Source organism: Flavobacterium aquidurense (assembly GCF_001404985.1).
Lineage (GTDB): Bacteria > Bacteroidota > Bacteroidia > Flavobacteriales > Flavobacteriaceae > Flavobacterium > Flavobacterium aquidurense_B.
Genome location: NZ_JRLF01000011.1, coordinates 356,060 through 376,329, shown reverse-complemented (window position 1 = coordinate 376,329; position 20,270 = coordinate 356,060). Strand labels below are relative to the sequence as shown.

14 protein-coding genes are annotated in these 20,270 nt (G+C 33.7%); 8 read left to right on the top strand and 6 right to left on the bottom strand.

What is annotated here, in order from left to right; genetic code table 11:
- The 8 genes from RC62_RS22990 to RC62_RS11725 all read left to right on the top strand — a co-directional run.
- Window positions 1-476: hypothetical protein (locus RC62_RS22990; protein WP_167343855.1), on the top strand; the 476-nt coding region annotated here is incomplete at its 5' end.
- A 430-nt stretch (window positions 477-906) separates the two neighbouring features.
- Window positions 907-1,566 (top strand): hypothetical protein, encoded by a 660-nt coding sequence (locus tag RC62_RS11760; RefSeq protein WP_055095414.1) that lies wholly within the window; start codon window positions 907-909, stop codon window positions 1,564-1,566.
- Window positions 1,567-1,625: 59 nt separating this feature from the next.
- Entirely contained in the window at window positions 1,626-4,841 is a 3,216-nt protein-coding gene (locus RC62_RS11755) for a hypothetical protein (protein ID WP_055095413.1), read from the top strand.
- A 575-nt stretch (window positions 4,842-5,416) separates the two neighbouring features.
- Complete coding sequence (locus tag RC62_RS11750) at window positions 5,417-6,712, top strand: peroxiredoxin family protein (protein WP_055095412.1); 1,296 nt, start codon at window positions 5,417-5,419, stop codon at window positions 6,710-6,712.
- Between the two features lie 1,553 nt (window positions 6,713-8,265).
- Window positions 8,266-8,580: a GIY-YIG nuclease family protein gene (locus RC62_RS11740; RefSeq protein ID WP_157472496.1), complete on the top strand. Its 315-nt coding sequence runs from the start codon at window positions 8,266-8,268 to the stop codon at window positions 8,578-8,580.
- Window positions 8,581-9,194: 614 nt separating this feature from the next.
- Window positions 9,195-10,556 (top strand): gliding motility-associated C-terminal domain-containing protein, encoded by a 1,362-nt coding sequence (locus RC62_RS11735; protein WP_055095410.1) that lies wholly within the window; start codon window positions 9,195-9,197, stop codon window positions 10,554-10,556.
- 36 nt (window positions 10,557-10,592) lie between these two features.
- Window positions 10,593-11,507 carry a type IX secretion system membrane protein PorP/SprF gene (locus RC62_RS11730; protein ID WP_055095409.1) on the top strand — a complete coding sequence of 305 codons (915 nt, stop codon included), beginning with the start codon at window positions 10,593-10,595 and terminating at the stop codon, window positions 11,505-11,507.
- A gap of 21 nt (window positions 11,508-11,528) precedes the next feature.
- Window positions 11,529-13,496 carry an OmpA family protein gene (locus RC62_RS11725; RefSeq protein WP_055095408.1) on the top strand — a complete coding sequence of 656 codons (1,968 nt, stop codon included), beginning with the start codon at window positions 11,529-11,531 and terminating at the stop codon, window positions 13,494-13,496.
- 218 nt (window positions 13,497-13,714) lie between these two features.
- Here the strand turns inward: RC62_RS11725 and RC62_RS11720 are convergent, their stop codons facing one another.
- The 6 genes from RC62_RS11720 to RC62_RS11695 all read right to left on the bottom strand — a co-directional run bounded on the left by RC62_RS11720 (window position 13,715) and on the right by RC62_RS11695 (window position 20,024).
- On the bottom strand, window positions 13,715-14,740 hold the full coding sequence (locus tag RC62_RS11720) for a helix-turn-helix domain-containing protein (RefSeq protein WP_055095407.1): 1,026 nt from the start codon (window positions 14,738-14,740) through the stop codon (window positions 13,715-13,717).
- 74 nt (window positions 14,741-14,814) lie between these two features.
- Window positions 14,815-15,795, bottom strand: a complete 981-nt coding sequence (locus RC62_RS11715; protein WP_055095406.1) for a helix-turn-helix domain-containing protein — start codon at window positions 15,793-15,795, stop codon at window positions 14,815-14,817.
- A gap of 164 nt (window positions 15,796-15,959) precedes the next feature.
- Window positions 15,960-16,940 (bottom strand): helix-turn-helix domain-containing protein, encoded by a 981-nt coding sequence (locus RC62_RS11710; protein ID WP_055095405.1) that lies wholly within the window; start codon window positions 16,938-16,940, stop codon window positions 15,960-15,962.
- 47 nt (window positions 16,941-16,987) lie between these two features.
- A complete protein-coding gene (locus RC62_RS11705) occupies window positions 16,988-17,371 on the bottom strand; it encodes a GreA/GreB family elongation factor (protein WP_055095404.1) in 384 nt (127 codons plus the stop codon).
- 230 nt (window positions 17,372-17,601) lie between these two features.
- Window positions 17,602-18,927, bottom strand: coding sequence for a sigma-54-dependent transcriptional regulator (locus tag RC62_RS11700; RefSeq protein ID WP_055095403.1), 1,326 nt, complete (start codon window positions 18,925-18,927; stop codon window positions 17,602-17,604).
- 5 nt (window positions 18,928-18,932) lie between these two features.
- Window positions 18,933-20,024, bottom strand: coding sequence for a sensor histidine kinase (locus RC62_RS11695; RefSeq protein ID WP_055095402.1), 1,092 nt, complete (start codon window positions 20,022-20,024; stop codon window positions 18,933-18,935).
- Window positions 20,025-20,270 lie beyond the last annotated feature (246 nt).

Below are 20,270 nucleotides of genomic sequence, written 5' to 3'. Positions count from 1 at the left end.
CGCAAAATAAAGGAACGCTTTCAGGAAATGGAGCTATTACGATAACAAATGGTACAGATATTTTATTTGCTGATGCTATTGTTAGAGTGAATGGCGGAACAAAAGGGCAAGTCCTGACCAGTAATGGTGCAGATGATGCAACATGGAGTAATGCAGGTACAAATGCTATAAAAATAGCAAGAATTGATGGCGCAGGCAGATTAGATTTCGTTAATGATCTTACAATCATTAATGCAGCATCTTCTAACGGTACCATACAATTCATATTGCCTACAACAGAAGATACCGGATTGATTGGAAAAATATTTAGTATCAAACGAGCTGATGCTAATAATGGTGCCATTGTAAAAATTGTTGCAGAAAGTGGAACAATTGAGGAAACTGATACACAAATGACGTTAGGAGAAACCAATACGGTTCAAATAACAATAGAATCAGTAGCTCCTATGAAATGGCAGATAATTTCTAAATTCTAAAATATTTTATATTTTACTTTAAAAGCAGGGACATAATATCCCTGCTTTTTTTATTAAGCTGTTTTGATTGTAATTTTTTAGCAGGAACTTCTGCAATCTGATTACATCAGAAATCAAAAAAATCCCAAACAAACTTGATAAAGTAACGCGCAAGAATAATATAATAAAGAAAAAAAAGCATTCGAATGTCCTAAATTCTGAAGAAACGAAAAGCATTTTATTTTTTTAAAATAGCCCGGTTCAACACTCAAAAAAAAGACTTATCACAGCCAATCTATCAGGTGTTTATCCAAAATTCAGGGGTATAATTTAATATGTCCTAATCTACAAGTATAAAAACTTTTACTGGTAAAAAGAACAGCATATTAAAAAGAAATTTGCACATCAGAAAAGCGTGTTTGAATGACTAAAAAGTTACACAATAGTATTAATGAAATTCAAATTTAAAATGGAATTTAAAAAGAAAATAGTATTAACGTTTGCCATAATAGGGGCAGGAGTATTGACTTCTCATGCGCAAACAGGTATTGGGACTATCAATCCTGATAATTCGGCTCAATTAGACATATCTTCAACCACAAGAGGGCTATTGTTGCCAAGAATAGAATTAGTGAGAACAACAGATGAGGGACCTGTAAAAGGGCCGGCAAAAAGTTTAATGGTTTATAATACTGTTACGATTAATGACGTAACGCCTGGATTTTATTACTGGGAAGGAACTAAGTGGGTAAAAATGGCAACAGGAAGTGATTCCGGTACAGGACAATCATTAGGTCTTACCATTATTGAGAATGATTATACCGTATTACCTACAGATTATGCTGTTGTAGCATCTAAATTAAGGGGGGATATAACAGTTACTTTACCAGATGTGTTAGTAAATAAAGGAAGAGTATTGGTAATTAATCAAACCAATGGTACAAATACAGGAGGTGATGATGTAACGGTTAAATTTAATGTTCCTGTAGTTTACTCGGATGCCGTAAGCAAGAATGAGTTAATAGCACCTTTTTATTCAGCTACAGGCGGTAGTCTTAAAATTACATTGCAGTCTGATGGGACGAATTGGCATGTAATCTCATCTTTATAATATAATATTTATAAAAGTTAGAACCACAGAGGGTTTAAATAAATTTAATAACATAAATAATGAAAACAAAATTATTTTATATGTGGCTTTTGTTTGTGGCCATATTATTTTCGATAAATGCAAACGCACAGATGACTGTGGGGGGCAAAAAAGCCCCAGAGCCTTTCTCTGTATTGGAATTGCTTAATAAAGGAGGACTTCGATTGCCTCAAATGACAACTGCAGAGCGTAATGCTTTTGCTGTAAAAAATAATGATAAAGGAGAAGGTCTTACAATCTATAATAAAACGACCGGTTGTGTCGAGTATTGGAACAAAGCCCGTTGGGTAAGTTTGTGTGAGGGAACTTCTCAAACTACCATTAGCCCTCAGCCATGTATAGATGTAGCAACAGATGGTACAGGCTGCGACAGCACTTTTATAATCGAAGACCCGGATTGTCCTAACGGACCATTTAACTTTACTATTGTAGCAGGAAGCGAGTATGCTTCACTTTATAATGTAGATACTGCCAATGGTAAGTTTCAAATTGCTTTCAACGAGAATGTATCTGTGTACACTCGTTCAGTATTGGTGCGTGTAACCAGTACTTGTAATAGTTCATACAAAGAATTCTTATTTTCTCAAAAAGGAGTAGATTGTGGTTCTATGTCGTATACAGTACCTACTGTGAGCCCATCAGCGAGTAATCTTACTTTATGTGTTGGTGGTGCTGCGTATCTTTCGGTACCGGCAAATACAGCAAACATTGATAAAATTATCTGGACCCGTAACGGGATCGAGGTAGCGCGTGGAGTTTCTTATTTTATTGCAACTCAAAAAGGAAAATACAATGTATCTATGGGTGCAATTGGTTGTAACAGTAATACAGCCAACGAACGCAATGTAACGGAATCAGGCACTGCAGCAGCGGGAGCTATATCAATTTTGTCTACAAACAATGGTGTTATTTGTGGTAACAATGCGGTTAAACTTACAGCATTAGGAGTTACAGCAAATGTGGTTTGGTTTCATAACGGAGTACAGGAAAAATCAGGTACTACAATTAGTTTAAATGCTGCCGGAGATGAAGGAATATGGTTTGCCGCAATCCAGGAAGGAAACTGTTACTCTAAAGCTTCAAATAGTGTTATTGTATCAAGAAGCACAACTACAAATCAGGTAGCTATTAGTGATAGCGATGCATTAGTAAATGGTAAAGCATTAAATAGTTTTACTGTATTTTGTAAAGGCGGTAGTTTAGATTTAAGTGTTGCCAACAAAAGATCAGGTGTAACCTATGTATGGTACAATGGCTCAGTGGCTATTACTTCGAATCCGTTTATAATACCATCTGATCAAACTTCTGTTTTGTTGAGATTGGAAGCAATAGATAATGCAGGATTACTTTGTTCTAAAGAAGTAGGCGAAACAGCAATACCAGTTAACGATTCAGGAGCACCTGCACAGCCGGACATTACCGGTAATAATGTGCTTTGCGATGGTACTACAGATCTTACCATTGTACCGCAGACAGCAGGAACTTACACTTATGCGTGGTACAAAGACGGTGTTAAGATGGCAGAAACTACACCAACGATTACCGTAACAACACCAGGTGTGGTATACACAGCAAGTGTTACCAATGCAACAGGATGTTCAAGTACTATGGCAACTAAAACAATTAGCCCTAATGTTTCGAGTTTACCGGTTCTGTCATGGGTATCTAAACCGGCTACGGCTACTTTTGGTGCCAAAGTAACCCTACAGACCAGTATAGAATTTGGCCCTGCAGTTTCCTATACCTGGACAGCAAGTAATGGTGCAACCGTAATTGGTTCAGGAGCAAATGTTTCGATACAGCTTCCGGCAACCGGAGCAGATAATCTGGAGGTAGAAATCAAAGCTACTGCTGTCAATGCTTGTGGTAACTCTGCAGCTTTGCCCCATAAAATTGTGGTAAACAATGTATGTCCTACACCTTCTATTATAGCACAAGCTGCAACAGAGCAAACGATTACTTCCGGGGCAAGTGCTCAGGTATCAGTATCTGTTATTGGGGGGGTAAATCCTACTTATCAATGGTACAGTAATACAACAGGTAGTACCTCAGAAGGTGCTATAATAAGCGGTGCTACTTCGGCAAGTTTGTCTTACAAACCAGCTGGTGAAGGCACATCTTATGTATATTGTGTAGTTACTAATGGTTGTGTGGGCAACCTTAATGCAACTTCAACCGTATTTACAATTATGACTCAGGTTAATCCGGATACACTTCCGGCAGGTACAGGAACATTGGGTGGTAAGACATGTTTTGACATTGCAGAAAGCAATGATAACGCTACATGCGGAAAATTAACGACCCGTATTACTAATAAATCAGATTTTAATCTTATAGCTACCAATACTCAAACCTATACTTTTACGCCTATAGGGACAGTAAGTAAAGTACGTTTTAGATATGTAGAGTCAGTGTCTGGAGTTATTGTAAAATCGTTTAGCAGTACAGCGAGTGAATCTGCTATGAATATATCAGGGGCAGTTACGGCTACAATGGTGTACAAAAACACTTTAAGCAGCCCAAATGGTACAACTGGTACAGGTGCTGCCTATGGTAAAACCGAAGCAACTGCCTTAGCAGTGACTATATATGCGGTTTATAATGACAAAGCCGATGGTACAGGTAAAGATTTACAGGTAAAATTGACTGCCAAGATAAAAGATTGTATTTGCTGTGGTGCAATGATTAGCGCAACAGTATGGAAAAACTTTATGTGCCATAATTTAGGAGCTGATCAGTCTCTTGATCCTTTTGCTCCTGCACCAGGTTTAGTAGGGGCTTACTACGAATATGGTAAAAAAACTCCATTTGCAACTGTATACGGACCTGAAAGTGTTAAAGGAACTTCACCTACTGCTGGATCCCCTTATGCATGGGGTGATGGTGTTACCAAATCAGCTGACGATCCTTGTCCATCCGGATATCGTGTGCCTGGTGGAAAAGATTGGCAAGGAATAGCTAGTTTTAATACTTTAGTTAATGTAAGTGGTTATCCAGGAGGTACATTAGTTGGGCAATCTATGTATCTTCCATATAGTGGTATGAAATCAGGTCAGTATTGGGGTGGTTATGGACAGCAGGCGAATTATTGGCCAGCAAATATTTCGGGAGCCAATACAGGTACTTATTATGTAACTCCTTTAGTAATTTTTACTCCAAGTACAGGAAGGTCGGGAATATATTCAAATATAATCGCCAATGTTGCTCATCCTATACGTTGTATCGAGGAAAACTAATATAAAACGTATAATAAATTAATGATTTTGTTTTAAAAAGATCAAGGAGAAAAGATAAAAACTCTTCCTAATAACATATAGAATATTTAGCCATGCGCTTTTCATTTCCTGCCCTAAAGCAGAGATGAGAAGCGTATGGTGTTTAAAAGTTAGTTTGTTTTAATAGTAAAAATAGTATAAATTTAACTAAGCTTTTAAAATTTGTACATAAGATAAAGCAAGAATTGAGGTAATGAATCAAGAGTGTAAGGAACTTTGATAAAGGTTTATGCTGTAAGTTTTATCTACAATCATTGTAATCGCGAGTAATAAAGATACAGTTTTGTCATCGCAAGGAAAGGCACGCAATCTTGTCATCCCGAGGAACGAGGGATCTCCGCAAGTAGCTCGACAATTAAATGAAAAATACTTTGGGTTAGTTTCTTAAGGAGATCCCTCGTTCCTCGGGATGACAATGATTGTGGTTACTTTGTGAGAAACTCGAAAGAAAAACAAAACAAAAAGATAGTAAAACATAACATAGCAAAAAACATAACAAAAAACAAAACATAACAATTGCAAACAATATAAAAAATATGAAAAAAACACTAATAAGTGCCATAGCTATTTTTAGTATAGCAGCACTACAGGCGCAGACCGTAAAAGTGTCCTTACCAAATTTTGCAGGAAAAGAATATACCTATGCTTTAACACAAGGAGATACAAAAGATACCATTGCAAGGGGTAAACTTAATGCTTCAGGAACTGTTATATTGACACTTCCGGCATCACAAAAAGGCTACAAAGGTTTTGCTCAACTTTTGATAGACAAATCTGTAGGTATAGATTTTATTATAAAGAATGAAAATTTTGCAGTAAATTTTACAGATGCACAGCCTACAATTGAGAATATGAAATTTACGGGTTCACCAGAAAATGATTTTTTGAAAGGCAGCCTGAACCAGAAAAAAATACTGGAAAAAATTGCCTTAGTCAAATCAGGGTTAGAGGTTTATGACAAAGAAGATGCTTTATATACTGCTTTTACGAAAGAAAAAATACAACTAAACCTGGATTTTGCTGCAGAACATGCAGTAGTAAAAAACAGTCCGTTGTATGCTGCTCGTGTACGCGAAATGGCAGGTTTTTTAATGGGTATTGGCAGTTCACCGGATATGACACAAGAAGAGTTACTAAAAGAATTCAGACCTTTTATAAAAGACAAGCTCGATATAGATGCCCTTTATACGAGTAATTTATGGAGCCCGGTAATCATAAACTGGTTCAATATGCAGCAATACGCAATAAAAGACGATACCGTATTATTAGAAGATACCAAAGCCATATTATCCAGAATAAAAAGCAATAAAGTCTATACCGCTTTTGCTGATAAAATAGTAGGCTTGCTTGCCAAAGCTGTCAAAGATGATATGGTAGGAGCACTGGGTCAATATGTATCACAATCCGGCAGGGCAGAAAAACCGGGCAATAATTTGTTAAGTGCCATGAATAATTTAAACAGTGGTGCTATTGCTCCCGTTTTAAAAACTGCAACTAGCAAAAAAACAATCACAAATAAAACATTATTATTCTTTTACGAATCGGGCTGTAATAGTTGTGAGAATGAGATACACCAATTAATAGGCAATTATTCAATAGTTCAGGAAAAAGGATACGAAGTAATTTCTGTTGCTGCAGATCTTAGTACCAATGCCGGACAGGATCATGATCACAAATTTCCATGGAAAGAGCAGTTATGTGATTTTAAGGGATTCAAGGGAGAAAACTTTATCAATTACGGAGTCATTGGTACTCCCACATTTTTTGTAATCGATGCAAACGGCAAAATCACAGGACGCTACGCAACATTAATTGAAGCAGGTATTTTATAACGATATTTAAAAAGACAGTTTGAAAAGACTGTCTTTTTTTGTTATTACTATTTAATTATCCGCAAAGCATATAGAACACCCCTTTCTTCACACAGTATTGTCCTTCTGAGGAACGAAGAATCCCAGCAATAATAATCCACAAAGTATGTAAGACAACCCTTTTCCCACACAGTCTTGTCCTTCTGAGGAACGAAGAATCCCCACAACGATTATCCGCAAAGTATGCAAACACAATCCATTCCCATAAAAGTATTCCCAATCGTTGTCGAGCTACTAACGAAGATTCTTCGTTCCTCAGAATGACAAATATTGGGGTTACAGTTCGTAGTAACAATTACACGCAAAGCATGTAACACAAGCCTTTTTCCACACAGTTTTGTCCTTCTGAGGAACGAAGAATCCCCACAACAATGATCCACAAAGTTTGTATCACAATCCATTCCCATAAAAGTATTCCCAATCGTTGTCGAGCTACTAACGAAGATTGCTTCGCCAGTTCGCTATCGCTCGTGTCTTCGTCCCTCAGAATGACAAATATTGGGGTTACAGTTCGTATTAACGATTATCCACAAAACTTATAACACAATCCTTTTTCCACACAGTATTGTCCTTCTGAGGAACGAAGAATCCCCACAACAATGATCCGCAAAGCTTATAACACAATCCTTTTCCCACACAGTCTTGTCCTTCTGAGGAACGAAGAATCCCCGCAACAATTACCCGCAAAACTTATAACACAATCCTTTTCCATAAAAGTATTCCCAATCGTTGTCGAGCTACTAACGAAGATTCTTCGTCCCTCAGAATGACAAATATTGGGATTACAGTTCGTATTAACGATTATCCACAAAACTTATAACACAATCCTTTTCCCACACAGTTTTGTCCTTGTGAGGAACGAAGAATCCCCGCAACAATGATCCGGAAAGCTTATAACACAATCTTCTCTACACATAATCTTGTCCTTGTGAGGAACGAAGAATCCCCACAACGATTATCCGATAAGTATGCAAACACAATCCTTTTCCATAAAAGTATTCCCAATCGTTGTCGAGCTATTTACTAAGATTGCTTCGCCAGTTCGCTATCGCTCGTGTCTTCGTCCCTCAGAATGACAAATATTGGGGTTACAGTTCGTAGTAACGATTATCCGCAAAGCTTACAACACATTCCTTTCCCCAGATAGTTTTGTCCTTCTGAGGAACGAAGAATCCCCGCAACAATGATACGGAAAGCATGTAACACAAGCCATTCCCATAAAAGTATTCCCAATTGTTGTCGAGCTACTAACGAAGAATCCCCGCAACAATGATCCGGAAAGCTTATAACACATTCCTTTTCCATAAAAGTATTCCCAATTGTTGTCGAGCTACTAACGAAGAATCCCAACAACAATGATCCGGAAAGCTTATAACACATTCCTTTTCCCACACAGTCTTGTCCTTCTGGGGAACGAAGAATCCCAACAACGATTATCCACAACACTTATAAAACAATCTCAAAATATTTTTAAGTAGACTATTAAATAAGAAAGAAAAAGACTGCATTTGATAATGCTAATTTACGAAGGATTTCATACTTATTATATTTATATCATTACAAACAAAGTAAAAACTGTCCTGTATACAGGAGTGACTAATAGTCTAAGTATTAGACTAAAACAACATAAAAAAAATATCTTATTAGGAAATAAAACTTTTGCGTCGAGATATAATGTTGAATTTTTACTTTATTACGAAAAGTTCACCTGGATTCAAGAAGCAATTGCTAGAGAAAAAGAAATAAAAGGCTGGACAAGAGCAAAAAAAATAGCATTAATAAAAGTAATAAACCCTGATTTGAACTTTCTGGACAGTTTGTTTGAATAAAAACAGGAAAAATTATCGTTACAGCTTGTTGTAAAATTATACACAATCCTTTCCCACACAGTCTTGTCATTCAGAGGAACGAAGAATCCCCACAACAATGATCCGCAACGTTTATAACACAATCCATTCCCATAAAAGCAGTTTCCAATCGTTGTCGAGCTACTAACTAAGATTGCTTCGCCAGTTCGCTATCGCTCGTGTCTTCGTTCCTCAGAATGACAAATATTGGGATTACAGTTCGTAGTAAAGATTATCCACAAAACTTATAACACAATCCTTTCCCACACAGTCTTGTCCTTCTGAGGAACGAAGAATCTCCGCAACAATGATCCGCAACGTTTATAACACAATCCATTCCCATAAAAGCAGTTTCCAATCGTTGTCGAGCTACTTACTAAGATTGCTTCGCCAGTTTGTTACAGCTTGTGTCTTCATTCCTGATAAGATAGGATTATCAAGTATCTTTTTATAAAGTTTTGATACAAAACACACATCATCATTTGACCCTATTTTAATATACCAATAACTTTTAAGGGGAGAAAAGGTTTTTATATGGTTTTACTTTTGCAACGTAAAATTGAAGTGCAATTGTGTAATCTATATAAACAGAATGTATGAAAAAAAATGACTTATATAAAGTAATAAATAATTTAGAGTCAGCTTTGCCGTACGGCAAAGGGCCGGGTAAGATATTAAGCTACCTGATGTTTTTGCTGCTCAGCCAGGGTGTACAGTCACAGGTAAAACAATCAGATTCGGTAGTGGTTAATAAGGGAATTTTAAAAATAAAAGATAGTACACAATTAGCTGCTTTTTTTGATTTTGAAAATGAAAATACCGGAAAATTGAATAATGACGGGGAGTTTTATATTTACAAAAACTGGAATAACGATGGTTTTGTAGGTTTTACGAATGACACCATTATAAAAAGTAAATTTTCAGTAAGAAGTAACGGGGTTACCTATTTTCATGATACACCCAGGGTTCTTGCTCCCAAACAACTTATTACAGGTAGTAAAATTTCAAATTTCCAGAATGTAGAGTTTAATAACCGTAATGACATAACCCCATTTGATCTTAAAACGGCTATTAAAATTGGGAATAACAGTGATTTTCAGTTAGGAATCATAAATGCCCTTAATAACGGAAGAGTAATTTTTGACACTAATGCTACTTACTCAAATGCAGGAGAAATTAGTTTCGTAGACGGAATAGTTGAAAAAACAGGAGACAGTAAATTTGAATATCCGGTTGGCAATAATTTATATTTCAGACCTTCCTTATCTGCTTCATCCGGGGATAATAGTTATACCTCTCAGTATTTTTTTCAAAAAACTTTTGACTTATATCCACAGAGTGAAAAAGATGATAAATCTATCCTGACAATTAACAATGCAGAACAATGGAGAATTACCCAAACAGATGGAACCGATCATATTGTATTAAGTCTTACTACAGATTCTAAAACGACACCATCTGAATTTTTTAATCTACTTCCGGACACAGAACTGGCAATTGTACGCTGGGACGTGAGAGAAGAAAGATGGATTAATGAAGGAGGAAAATCAGAAGATGCGACTAATAAATCTTACTCAGGACTGGTAATGGGTGAGGTAAAAGGTTACGGAATTTTTACTATCGCTATTGTAAACAAAAAAGATGATGATCGCGCAGATGTTATCGTCTATAACGCTATTTCACCAAATGATGACGGGATCAACGATAGTTTCCATATTAAGGGAATAGATAATTTTCCTGACAACACAGTTGAAATTTATAACCGTTGGGGAGTAAAAGTTTATGATGCTAAATCATATAATGAAACTGATGTTATGTTTCGCGGATATTCTGACGGACGTTCGACTGTAAAAAGAGGAGAAAAACTACCTACGGGAACATACTTCTATATTTTACGATATAATAACAACGGTAATGGAGTCGAGAAATCAGGTTATTTATATATAAATAATCAGTAGAAAAATAAATTTAAGAGATAAAAATAAGTAGAACTAATGAAAAAAATATTTTATATAATAACAGTATTGCTGTTGGGAATTTTTGAAGCCTCGGCCCAGCAGGAATCCCAATACACACAATATATGTACAATACTATGACATTTAATCCCGGATATACAGGATCAAGAGAAGTAGTGAGTGCAATGGGTCTATACAGAACGCAATGGGTAGGTTTAGATGGTGCTCCTAAAACAATAAATTTTTCAATACAAAGCCCTCTTGGGTATCATGGTAATGGTATAGGATTAAATATTGTGAGTGATCAAATTGGGCCAACAAAAACTGCGGGACTAATGCTTAATTATGCCTATACAATTGAAACAGCATCTGACTTGAAAGTATCTTTTGGTATTGCAGCCGGTTTCGACAATTTTGAAGTGGATTACACAAGATTAAATATCGAAAATCCAGATATATATATGACTGGAAAAGAATCGCAGTTTTCACCAAATATTGGGGCAGGAGTTTATTTTCATACTTACAATTGGTATGTTGGGGTTTCAGTTCCTAAATTGTTAAAAACAAATTTTTATGATGATGTAGCTGCATCTGTTTACTCTACAAAATCACATTTTTATGGTATTGCCGGATATGTATTTGATATTAATCCGTACTTGAGATTTAAACCTGCGATTTTAGCAAAAGTAGTTGCGGGAGCTCCCGTTTCTTTCGATTTGTCTACTAATTTTTTAATTAATAATAAATTCATTCTGGGTGGTGCATATCGCTGGGATGCCGGTGTTAGTGCAATGGCTGGTTTTCAGATAAGTGATGCCATACAAGTAGGATACGGTTATGATTATGAAACAACCAAGTTATCTCATTATAACTCAGGTTCTCATGAGATCTTTTTAAGATTTGATCTCTTTACCAAATCAAATAAACAATTGATTAATCCAAGATTTTTTTAATTAATGATTCAACAACTACTTATGAAAAAATATTTTTTAATTTGGATAGTTTTATTTGGTATGCATAGTTCCTATTCGCAAACCAAATTAGTAAATAAAGCCGAAAAAGAATTCGATCAAAAAGCATATGCATCTGTAAATGCCGGTAATTTATATGAGGTTTTACGCGAAAAAGAATTTAGTTCTTCGGCTGTATACGCAATGCTGGGTGATTCTTATTACTTTAATGGAGATTATAAAAATGCCTTAAAGGCATATGATTATATTGGAAAACTAAAAGATGAATATTCTTTTACCAATGATCAGTTATTTAGATATGGACAATCCTTAAAATCAAGCGGACGTTATGATGACGCTTCTAAAATCATTAAGCAACTGAATAGTAAAATAGGTAAAGAGTCTTTAAATTCAGGTACCGATTATTTAAAAAATATTCAGAAAGAATCCAGCAGGTATTCTATAAAACTAGTTAAAGCAAATTCTAAACTGCCGGATTATGGTGCGGCATTCTATAAAGAAGACCAGGTAATTTTTACTTCTGCACGTGACACAAATGTTACAGCAAAATATAAAGACAGATGGTCAGGAAAACCTTATTTCAAACTTTATGAAGCAACAATTACTCCAGAAGGGGATTTAATAAATCCAAAAAAATTAACAGGTAAAATTAATTCTGTATTTCATCAATCTACACCTGTAATAACAAATGACGGAACTCAAATGTATTTTACAAGAAGTAATTTTCTTGGAAATAAATTTGGGGAAGACGATACAAAAACAAATCGTTTAAGAATCTACAGGGCTACTATGGTTAATGGGGTTTGGGATAAAATAGAAGATTTGTCTATAAATAGTGATTCTTATTCAAATGCTCATCCCGCTTTACGACCTGATGGCAAGAGTATGATTTTTGCATCTGACAGACCGGGATCTTTAGGACAAACAGATTTATATGAAGTCGAATTGAAAAGCGATGGTACTTTTGGTGAAGTCAAAAATATGGGCTCTTCTATAAATACTTACGGAAGAGAAACGTTTCCTTTTGTGACGAAATCAGGACAACTCTATTTTTCATCAGATGGCCAGCCGGGACTTGGCGGACTTGATGTATTTGCTGCAGTTGAGAAAGAAAATGGTTATTGGATTGTAAATGTTGGTGAACCCATTAATTCCAGAGATGATGATTTTGCTTTTGTTATCAATTCTGATAATAAAAAAGGTTTTTTCTCTTCTAACAGAACGAAAGATGATCAAATTTACAGCTTAAAAGAATTAGAGCCCGTAAAAGAAATCAAACATGAATTTACTGTTATAGGAAAAATAGTGGATAGCATAACTGATGATGCTTTACCAAAAGTAGAAATTACTGCATATGATGAAAATAATAAAGAAGTAGGGAAATATTTTACGGATAATGCCGGTGAATTTATTCTTAAACTTCCAGAAGGTGGACCTTATACATTAAAATATAGCAAAGATGGATATTTAGTAGCAGAAGATATAGTACCTAAATCTATAGAAAACAGCTTGGTTTCTCTTAATAAAGGGCTAAAAGTAGATCCAAATGCTGATAAATTCATAGTAGATGGCGATAAATCATTAAGTGATAATGATGATTTGACTAAAAAACTTGGTTTATTACCTATTTACTTTGATCTGAACGGAACAAAAATTAAAAAGGTATCTCTAAAAGAAATGAATAAGGTAGTACAGGTTTTAAAAGATTATCCAACTTTTACAATTGATGTAAGATCACATACAGATAGTCAGGGAAGCAGTGCTTATAATCTTAAACTTTCTGAAAGAAGGGCGCAAGCAACTGTTCAATACATAAAAAGCAAAGGAATTCGTGCCAATAGAATTACAGGCAAAGGATTTGGTGAATCTGAACTGTTGAACAGATGTACGGATGGCGTAAAATGTTCTGACAAAGAACATCAGGTAAACAGACGTTCTGAGTTTATCATACACTCTAATAATAAAAAATAAATAAAATTAATTATTAATTCAAATTAAAAACGGGATATCTCAAAAGGTATTCCGTTTTTTATTGATTTTAAATGAATCTGCCATCTATTACAGATTTTAGCAATGCTAAAAATCTATTATAATGTGATTTACTAAAATTGTGTTATACAATAGCTAAAATAGAGTGACCTTATCATAAAAAAACCTGCAGTTTTAGTGCAGGTTTTTTTTTGACAAAATTAGATTTTTATGTAGACTTCAGGTTTTTTGATTACCCGATTTTTTTTTACAAAATCTTCAGAAGGTTTTCTATGAAACAGATCATAATACTTGGTGCAGAAATAACTTAATTTAGAATAGTTTAATTCGTAAATTATCTCAGTTAGTGTATTATAATCCCCGCTTTGTAAAAGTTTGGTCGCCAGAAGCATTTTTTCTTGTACAAAGAAATTATTAGGGGTGCTGTTGAATTCTTTTTTAAATAACATTTTATACTTTGAGGGCGACATCCCAGCCATTTTTGATAGAAACGGTACAGAAGGAAATGGATTGTATAAGTGATCTAAAAGATATGTTTTTGTTTTATTTATGGCCTCAGTTTCAACTTCGGTAATCTCATTTTTTACAGCAACCGAATCTGTGTAACGATTTAAGAAATTGCCCAATAGTTTTAATGAAATTCCTTTAAGATAAGGATCAAAAGAGGCGTCAAAAACTGATTTGCTCTTTAAGGACTGGATTAAAAGCAAACTATTGCTGTCAATATTGTCATAATAATAAGGAACGTTTTTATCTATTTTGATTTTACGTTTTGCATATTCTTCCGTAGGATGATTTTTTATAAATTCGTTAAGTAGTTTCTTATCTACAAGTAATCGTAATGCTATGGTTCTTTCGTTTATCGCGGGCTTAAACGAGCTTTCTATAGCATTGCTTATCACGGCTAAACCTAAATTGATAGAAGAGCCAATTTTGTAATCGATATTGTCAATTTTTATTATACTGGGATGATCACTTAAATCAAAATGAAAGATATAAAGTTCATTATCAGATTTAAGCCTGTTCATTTTTATGGGGGTCGTAAGAACAAAATCCATAAATAAAGCAGAAATCCCAGGTGTTATTTGAGTGAAAAAGGAATGTCCTTCACCAAGATTTTCCGGAAGGACTATTATTTTATTATCAATAAGTTCTCCACCCATTTCTTTGGCTAATTGATATTGCCATTCCGGGGTTAAAGAATAAAAATGTGTAAATTTTTTCATATTTTTTGGGTACTCACTTTAATGAACGTTATACATTATCTACAATTTACAATTAACAGGATAATGGCATTTTTTTATAATTGATTAAGGAATGCTTTAGGCGAAACCCCAAAATGCTCTTTGAATTTAGAAGCAAAATAAGAGTTATTGGTAAAATTAAACCGATCTGAAACCTGTGATATAGTCAGTTTATTTTCTTCCAGAAGCTCTTTTGCCAATAGTAATTTATTATCCATAAAAAAGGCATTGGGTGTAATTCCCGTAATTTTTTTAAACAAATTTTTAAATTTAGATTCAGACATATTGGCATTTCTTGCCATTAACTGAATACTCGGAAAATGACTTTCGATGTTACTAATCAAAAACATTTGGCTCGCTACAATATTGGCTACATCATACTCATTTACGGTTTGCAGGATAATCCTGTGCGTAGCCATTTTTTTTAAATAATTAGAAAGCAATAACTGCACGGTTCCATTAAGATTTAAATCGAATACAGGACCGCCTACTTTCAGTTTTCTTAAATCAGCCAATATATGGAAACTCTCATTACTCATACGGTCAAAACGTATAATCGTATTTTTTGATGAATCAGTTATTTTATCAATATCCCTAAAATTGATATTATTCTTTTTTGCAAATTCTTCAATTACTTTTTTCTTGATAAATATGCAAAGAACAAAAGTTTTGCTATTGGGCTCAACCAGATAATCTGTATCAAGTGAACTATCCATGACAATTAGATTGTATTGCCATCGTCCTAAATCCTGTACAACATTATTGTATGAATATTTTGCTTTGCCTTCTGTTAAATTGTAATAAAGACATACAAAATCATTTGTCTTATTTTTTTGAATTAATCGATGTGGTATTTCATTATGCACATCAACATAATACGCTACAATCCCGTCTCCGCAATCCAGCACATACCTAATTCCTGGGTATTTGTCTTCTGGTACAACTATAAAATTATTTTTAACTTTTCCGTCCATTTGTTTTGCAAGTGGCTCTACCCAATCTAAATTCGTTCCGTAGGAATGTTCAATTGTTTTCAAGATAATTTGTTTTTGGTCGTATAAAGTTAATTTTTTTTAGTTAAAATATTGATTATTAGTTGTTTTTACTTTTGTTTGTGAAAGTTTTTATTTTCGAAATATTGAAATTGATGAGAACTTCTTGCGCTATCAGAGCATTTTTTTGTTTTTACTCAGGCATTTTTTTATAATTGATTTACAAATGTTTTTGGTGATAACCCAAAATGGGCCTTAAATTTTGAAGCAAAATAAGAGTTGTTTGTAAAACTCAGTCTATCTGAAATTTGTGATACCGAAAATTGATTTTCTTCCAGTAGTCTTTTAGCTTCCATTAATTTATTTTCCATAAAAAAAGTATTTGGTGTTTTTCCGGTTATTTTTTTAAACAAATTTTTGAATTTAGATTCAGACATATTTGCCTTTAATGCCATAGTTTCTATAGAAGGAAAAGATTCTTCAATATTATTAATTAAAAACATTTGAGTCTCTATTATCCTCTCCAGATCTAATTTATTTACGGTTTGTATTATGATCCTTGTGGCAGACATCTTTTTAAAAAAGTTAGAAAGCAACAAATGAACTGTTGCCCTGATGTTTAAATCGTATATGGGGCCACCTGGTTTAAACCTTTGCAGCTCCTCTATTAAATGATAACTTTCATCACTCATTCTGTCAAAGCGAATAATGGTGTTCTTAGAGGAATCCGTAATTTTGTTTAGATTCTTAAAGTTAATGTTGTTCTTTTTGGCAAAATATGCCATTCTGGTTTTTTTCATAAAAATGCAAAATGCATGCGACCTGCTTCCGGCCTTAATCTTGTAATTTGTATCGAGTGCACTGTCAATAACTAATAAGTTATATTTCCATCGTCCTACATTTAATACAAAGCTGTCACTGGAATATTTAACATCACCTTCAGTAATATTGTAGTAGATACCAATAAAATCTTTTTTTGTGTTTTTCTGAACTAAATTGACATCCTTATTATTCATAACATCAACATAATAAGCAACAATATCATCTCCACAATCAAGAAAATACCTTGTACCTTTAAAAGTATCTTCAGGTACTATTATAAAATTCCCTTTTACTTTTCCTCCAAGTTTATTGGCAAAGGGCTTTACCCAATCCAAGTCAGCACCATATGAGTGTTCTATTATTTTCACGGTTATAGCAGTTTGCGGTATTTATTATTTATGGATATTGGTTGTTGTTATTTTACTTTTAAAATTTTAAGCTTATTTATTCCTGAGGGAAATTGCCAGGATATTTCGTCATTGACACAATAGCCGTATAAGGCTAATCCCATTGGGGAAAGAATTGATAATTTATTTTGGCTGATATTACTTTTCTCGGGAAATACAATTTTAAAATCCCGAATTAAATTGGGTTCTATTTTTACTGTTATATTCGAATTGATTCGAACGATATCAGCTGGCATTTCTTCGTTTTTAAGTATTTTGGCTGATTTAAGTTCTTTTTCCAGTCGTCTGACCGACTGCTTGTATACATTGTCAGTCTTTTTCTGTGGAGAATTGATTATTTTTTTCAATAATTCAAATTCGTTTTCTTCGATAATAAGTTCATTATGTTTCATAGTAATTTACTTTTTAAACATTTTAAAAAATTAGTCCTAATACCATTAAATTATTTAGCTATGAGCAATTTTAATAACTATCCCATTAGGCAAAAGATATGCCTGATTGATTCCTCTGGAATTAACTAATTAGGATTCATTCGATTAAGTTTCGATACGTTTTATTCTAATTATTTATATCTGGGGAAAATAATTCCTGATGAGTAAAAATTACGCTGTTTTGACTTGCTTTAGGATAATTTATGATTAAGGGTTTTTCGGTCTATTTGCAGGATTTTGGCTGCCTGAGTTTTATTGTTACTTACCGCAGTTAGTACTTTTATAATTTGTTCTTTTTCATATTCTTTTAAAGATTTAAAAAGAATTTTTTCTGCCGGTACATGATATTTTAATGCATCGGGAACGTGCTGAATATTGATAACATCATCACACATTATAATCATACGTTGAATGATGTTTTCAAGTTCCCTGACATTTCCGGGCCAGGAATACCGCATTAGTATTTCGATTACTTTTTCATGAATAGTTACAGTGGGCTTGTTATACTCAATTGAATATTTTTTTATAAAATTGTTTATCAATAATACCAGATCTTCTTTTTTATCTCTTAAAGGAGTTGTTTTTATATTCACAACATTTATTCTGTAATACAAATCTTCGCGGAAAGTACCTTCAATAACCATTTGGTGCAAATCGCAATTGGTAGCACATATAATACGGACATTTATTTTTTCAGCATTTCGTGAGCCTATTTTTGTTATTTCTTTTTCTTGCAAAACCCTTAGAAGTCTGGTTTGAACGGCTAGTGATGCTGTACCAATTTCGTCTAAAAAAATCGTTCCGCCTGATGCTGCCTGAAAAAGGCCAATTTTAGACTCTGTGGCACCTGTAAAGGCGCCTTTTACATATCCAAAAAGTTCAGATTCGACTAAATTTTCTGGCATTGCACCACAATTTACAGATATAAAAGGCATACCGGCAAAAGATCCTTTATAATGAATGGCTTGGGCTACCAGTTCTTTTCCGGTTCCGCTTTCGCCTTCTATTAATACATTTACTTTATTATCTTTTACACGTTCAATTATTTCTACTACTTTTTTTAACTGTTTAGAACTACCTACAATGCCCAAATAGTCATCGTTAAGGATTAAAGAATCAGCTGTAGTTATTAAATGTCTTAAGTTAGTTTTTGCCAATAATTCATCAATTGCTTTTTCAAGTTCATTGCTCGTAAATGGTTTGTGCAAATATTCTAACGCGCCTGATTTTAATGCTGTAACAGCATTATCAACAGAATTAACTCCTGTAATCACCAATTTTGGAATTAAAGGATAATGTTCTTCTGCATATTTTAATAATTCGATGCCATTAATTTCAGGCATATTTAGGTCTGTGATCAATAAATCGATATCAGTATATTTAAGCACATCGATAGCTTCACTTACAGAAGAGGCACGATATGAATGGTAATTAAATGATTTTAAATGACGCTGAATCAAATTGAGCATGTCGTAATTATCATCTACTATTAATATTTTTTGTTTCATTAGACTCATTTTATTTAATTTAAGGGGATTTTTATTATAAAAATGGTTCCGTTTGGTGTGTTGTTTAGCAGGTTTATTTCTCCGTTATGGTTTTTTATAATTCCGTGAACTACGCTAAGTCCAAGTCCGCAGCTGTCTTTATTTGGTTTTGTTGTAAAAAAGGGTTCAAACACCTTTTGTTTGATTGCATCAGGAATTCCTGTTCCCTGATCAGCAATTGTTACAGAGAGATTTTTTGCATCATTTTCGATAGTTATTTTTATGGTGCTTTCATCAGGAGAAGCATGTATGGCGTTAATGATAATATTAAAAAATACCTGGGTAAGCTGTACAGAATCAACTCTTGCCACAATGCTGTCATTCTTAAATATCAGTTCGCTTTTAATTTTTTTTGCCTGTAGGTTTTGTTTAAGAAATGATAAAACAAAAGTCACAATGGGTTTAATTTCCTGTAATTGTAATTGCTGCGGCATTTCACGAGAAAAATACATGAGCTTTTTTACAATTTCACGGGCATAAATAACAGAACTTATGACAGTAGAAATATCATCGTTAATTTCAGGATTAGTATTATTGCTCTTGATTAATTCAGCATAACCCAATATATTTCCTAGCGGAGTATTAAGTTCATGTGCTATTCCTGCAGTCATTTCTCCCAGACTTGATAATCTGTCGATTCTTTCTACAGTTCGCATCAGGAGCTGTTTTTTTTCAAGGTTTTTAAATTTTTCTATATAATTGCCAATTTCATAAGCAATAGTGTCTAATAGTGTTTGCTCTTCTTGTAAAAAGTCATGACTATTATAGTCGCTTTCAGGATAATGCACTTTAATAAAGCCAACAATAGTTTTTGAGACAATTATGTTACTAATTTGAAAAACAGTTTGTTGATCGGGTTTTAATATCCATAAAGAATAATCCGGGACTTGTATTTCTACAGAAGCTTTTTTATTATATCTCCAGGCTTTTTTAGTACTTATAATTATTTTTTCCAGAACTTCTTTTTCTATACCGTTTGATCTGGATATTGTTTTTGATATTTCATATAGACAGGTTAATTCCTTAACTCTTTCTTTAAGTTTAATTTCTGTAGGAACTAAATTCATTTTTGTAGGAAATTATTTATAATGATTTTAAATTGAATTCAAAAGTAATTTAAATATTTTAGTTGAGAATATTATTTGTATTTTTATTTAACTATTTGAAAACAAACTAAATAGAGTATGTTTTTAAGTCTTATTATGATATTATAATGTCTTATTTAGGTTATTTTCTATTTATTTTTGAACTATAAATATTTCTAAATTTGTAAGAATCAGTTTTGTTTTGATTTCAGATATTTTTTTCGCGAA

Bases quoted from the DNA above. Each gene is read 5' to 3' on its own strand.
- RC62_RS11695 (WP_055095402.1), bottom strand. From the start codon at position 20,024: ATGAATTTAGTTCCTACAGAAATTAAACTTAAAGAAAGAGTTAAGGAA.
- RC62_RS11735 (WP_055095410.1), top strand. From the start codon at position 9,195: ATGAAAAAAAATGACTTATATAAAGTAATAAATAATTTAGAGTCAGCT.
- RC62_RS11760 (WP_055095414.1), top strand. From the start codon at position 907: ATGAAATTCAAATTTAAAATGGAATTTAAAAAGAAAATAGTATTAACG.
- RC62_RS11725 (WP_055095408.1), top strand. From the start codon at position 11,529: ATGAAAAAATATTTTTTAATTTGGATAGTTTTATTTGGTATGCATAGT.
- RC62_RS11755 (WP_055095413.1), top strand. From the start codon at position 1,626: ATGAAAACAAAATTATTTTATATGTGGCTTTTGTTTGTGGCCATATTA.
- RC62_RS11750 (WP_055095412.1), top strand. From the start codon at position 5,417: ATGAAAAAAACACTAATAAGTGCCATAGCTATTTTTAGTATAGCAGCA.
- RC62_RS11730 (WP_055095409.1), top strand. From the start codon at position 10,593: ATGAAAAAAATATTTTATATAATAACAGTATTGCTGTTGGGAATTTTT.
- RC62_RS11740 (WP_157472496.1), top strand. From the start codon at position 8,266: ATGCTAATTTACGAAGGATTTCATACTTATTATATTTATATCATTACA.
- RC62_RS11720 (WP_055095407.1), bottom strand. From the start codon at position 14,740: ATGAAAAAATTTACACATTTTTATTCTTTAACCCCGGAATGGCAATAT.
- RC62_RS11705 (WP_055095404.1), bottom strand. From the start codon at position 17,371: ATGAAACATAATGAACTTATTATCGAAGAAAACGAATTTGAATTATTG.
- RC62_RS11700 (WP_055095403.1), bottom strand. From the start codon at position 18,927: ATGAGTCTAATGAAACAAAAAATATTAATAGTAGATGATAATTACGAC.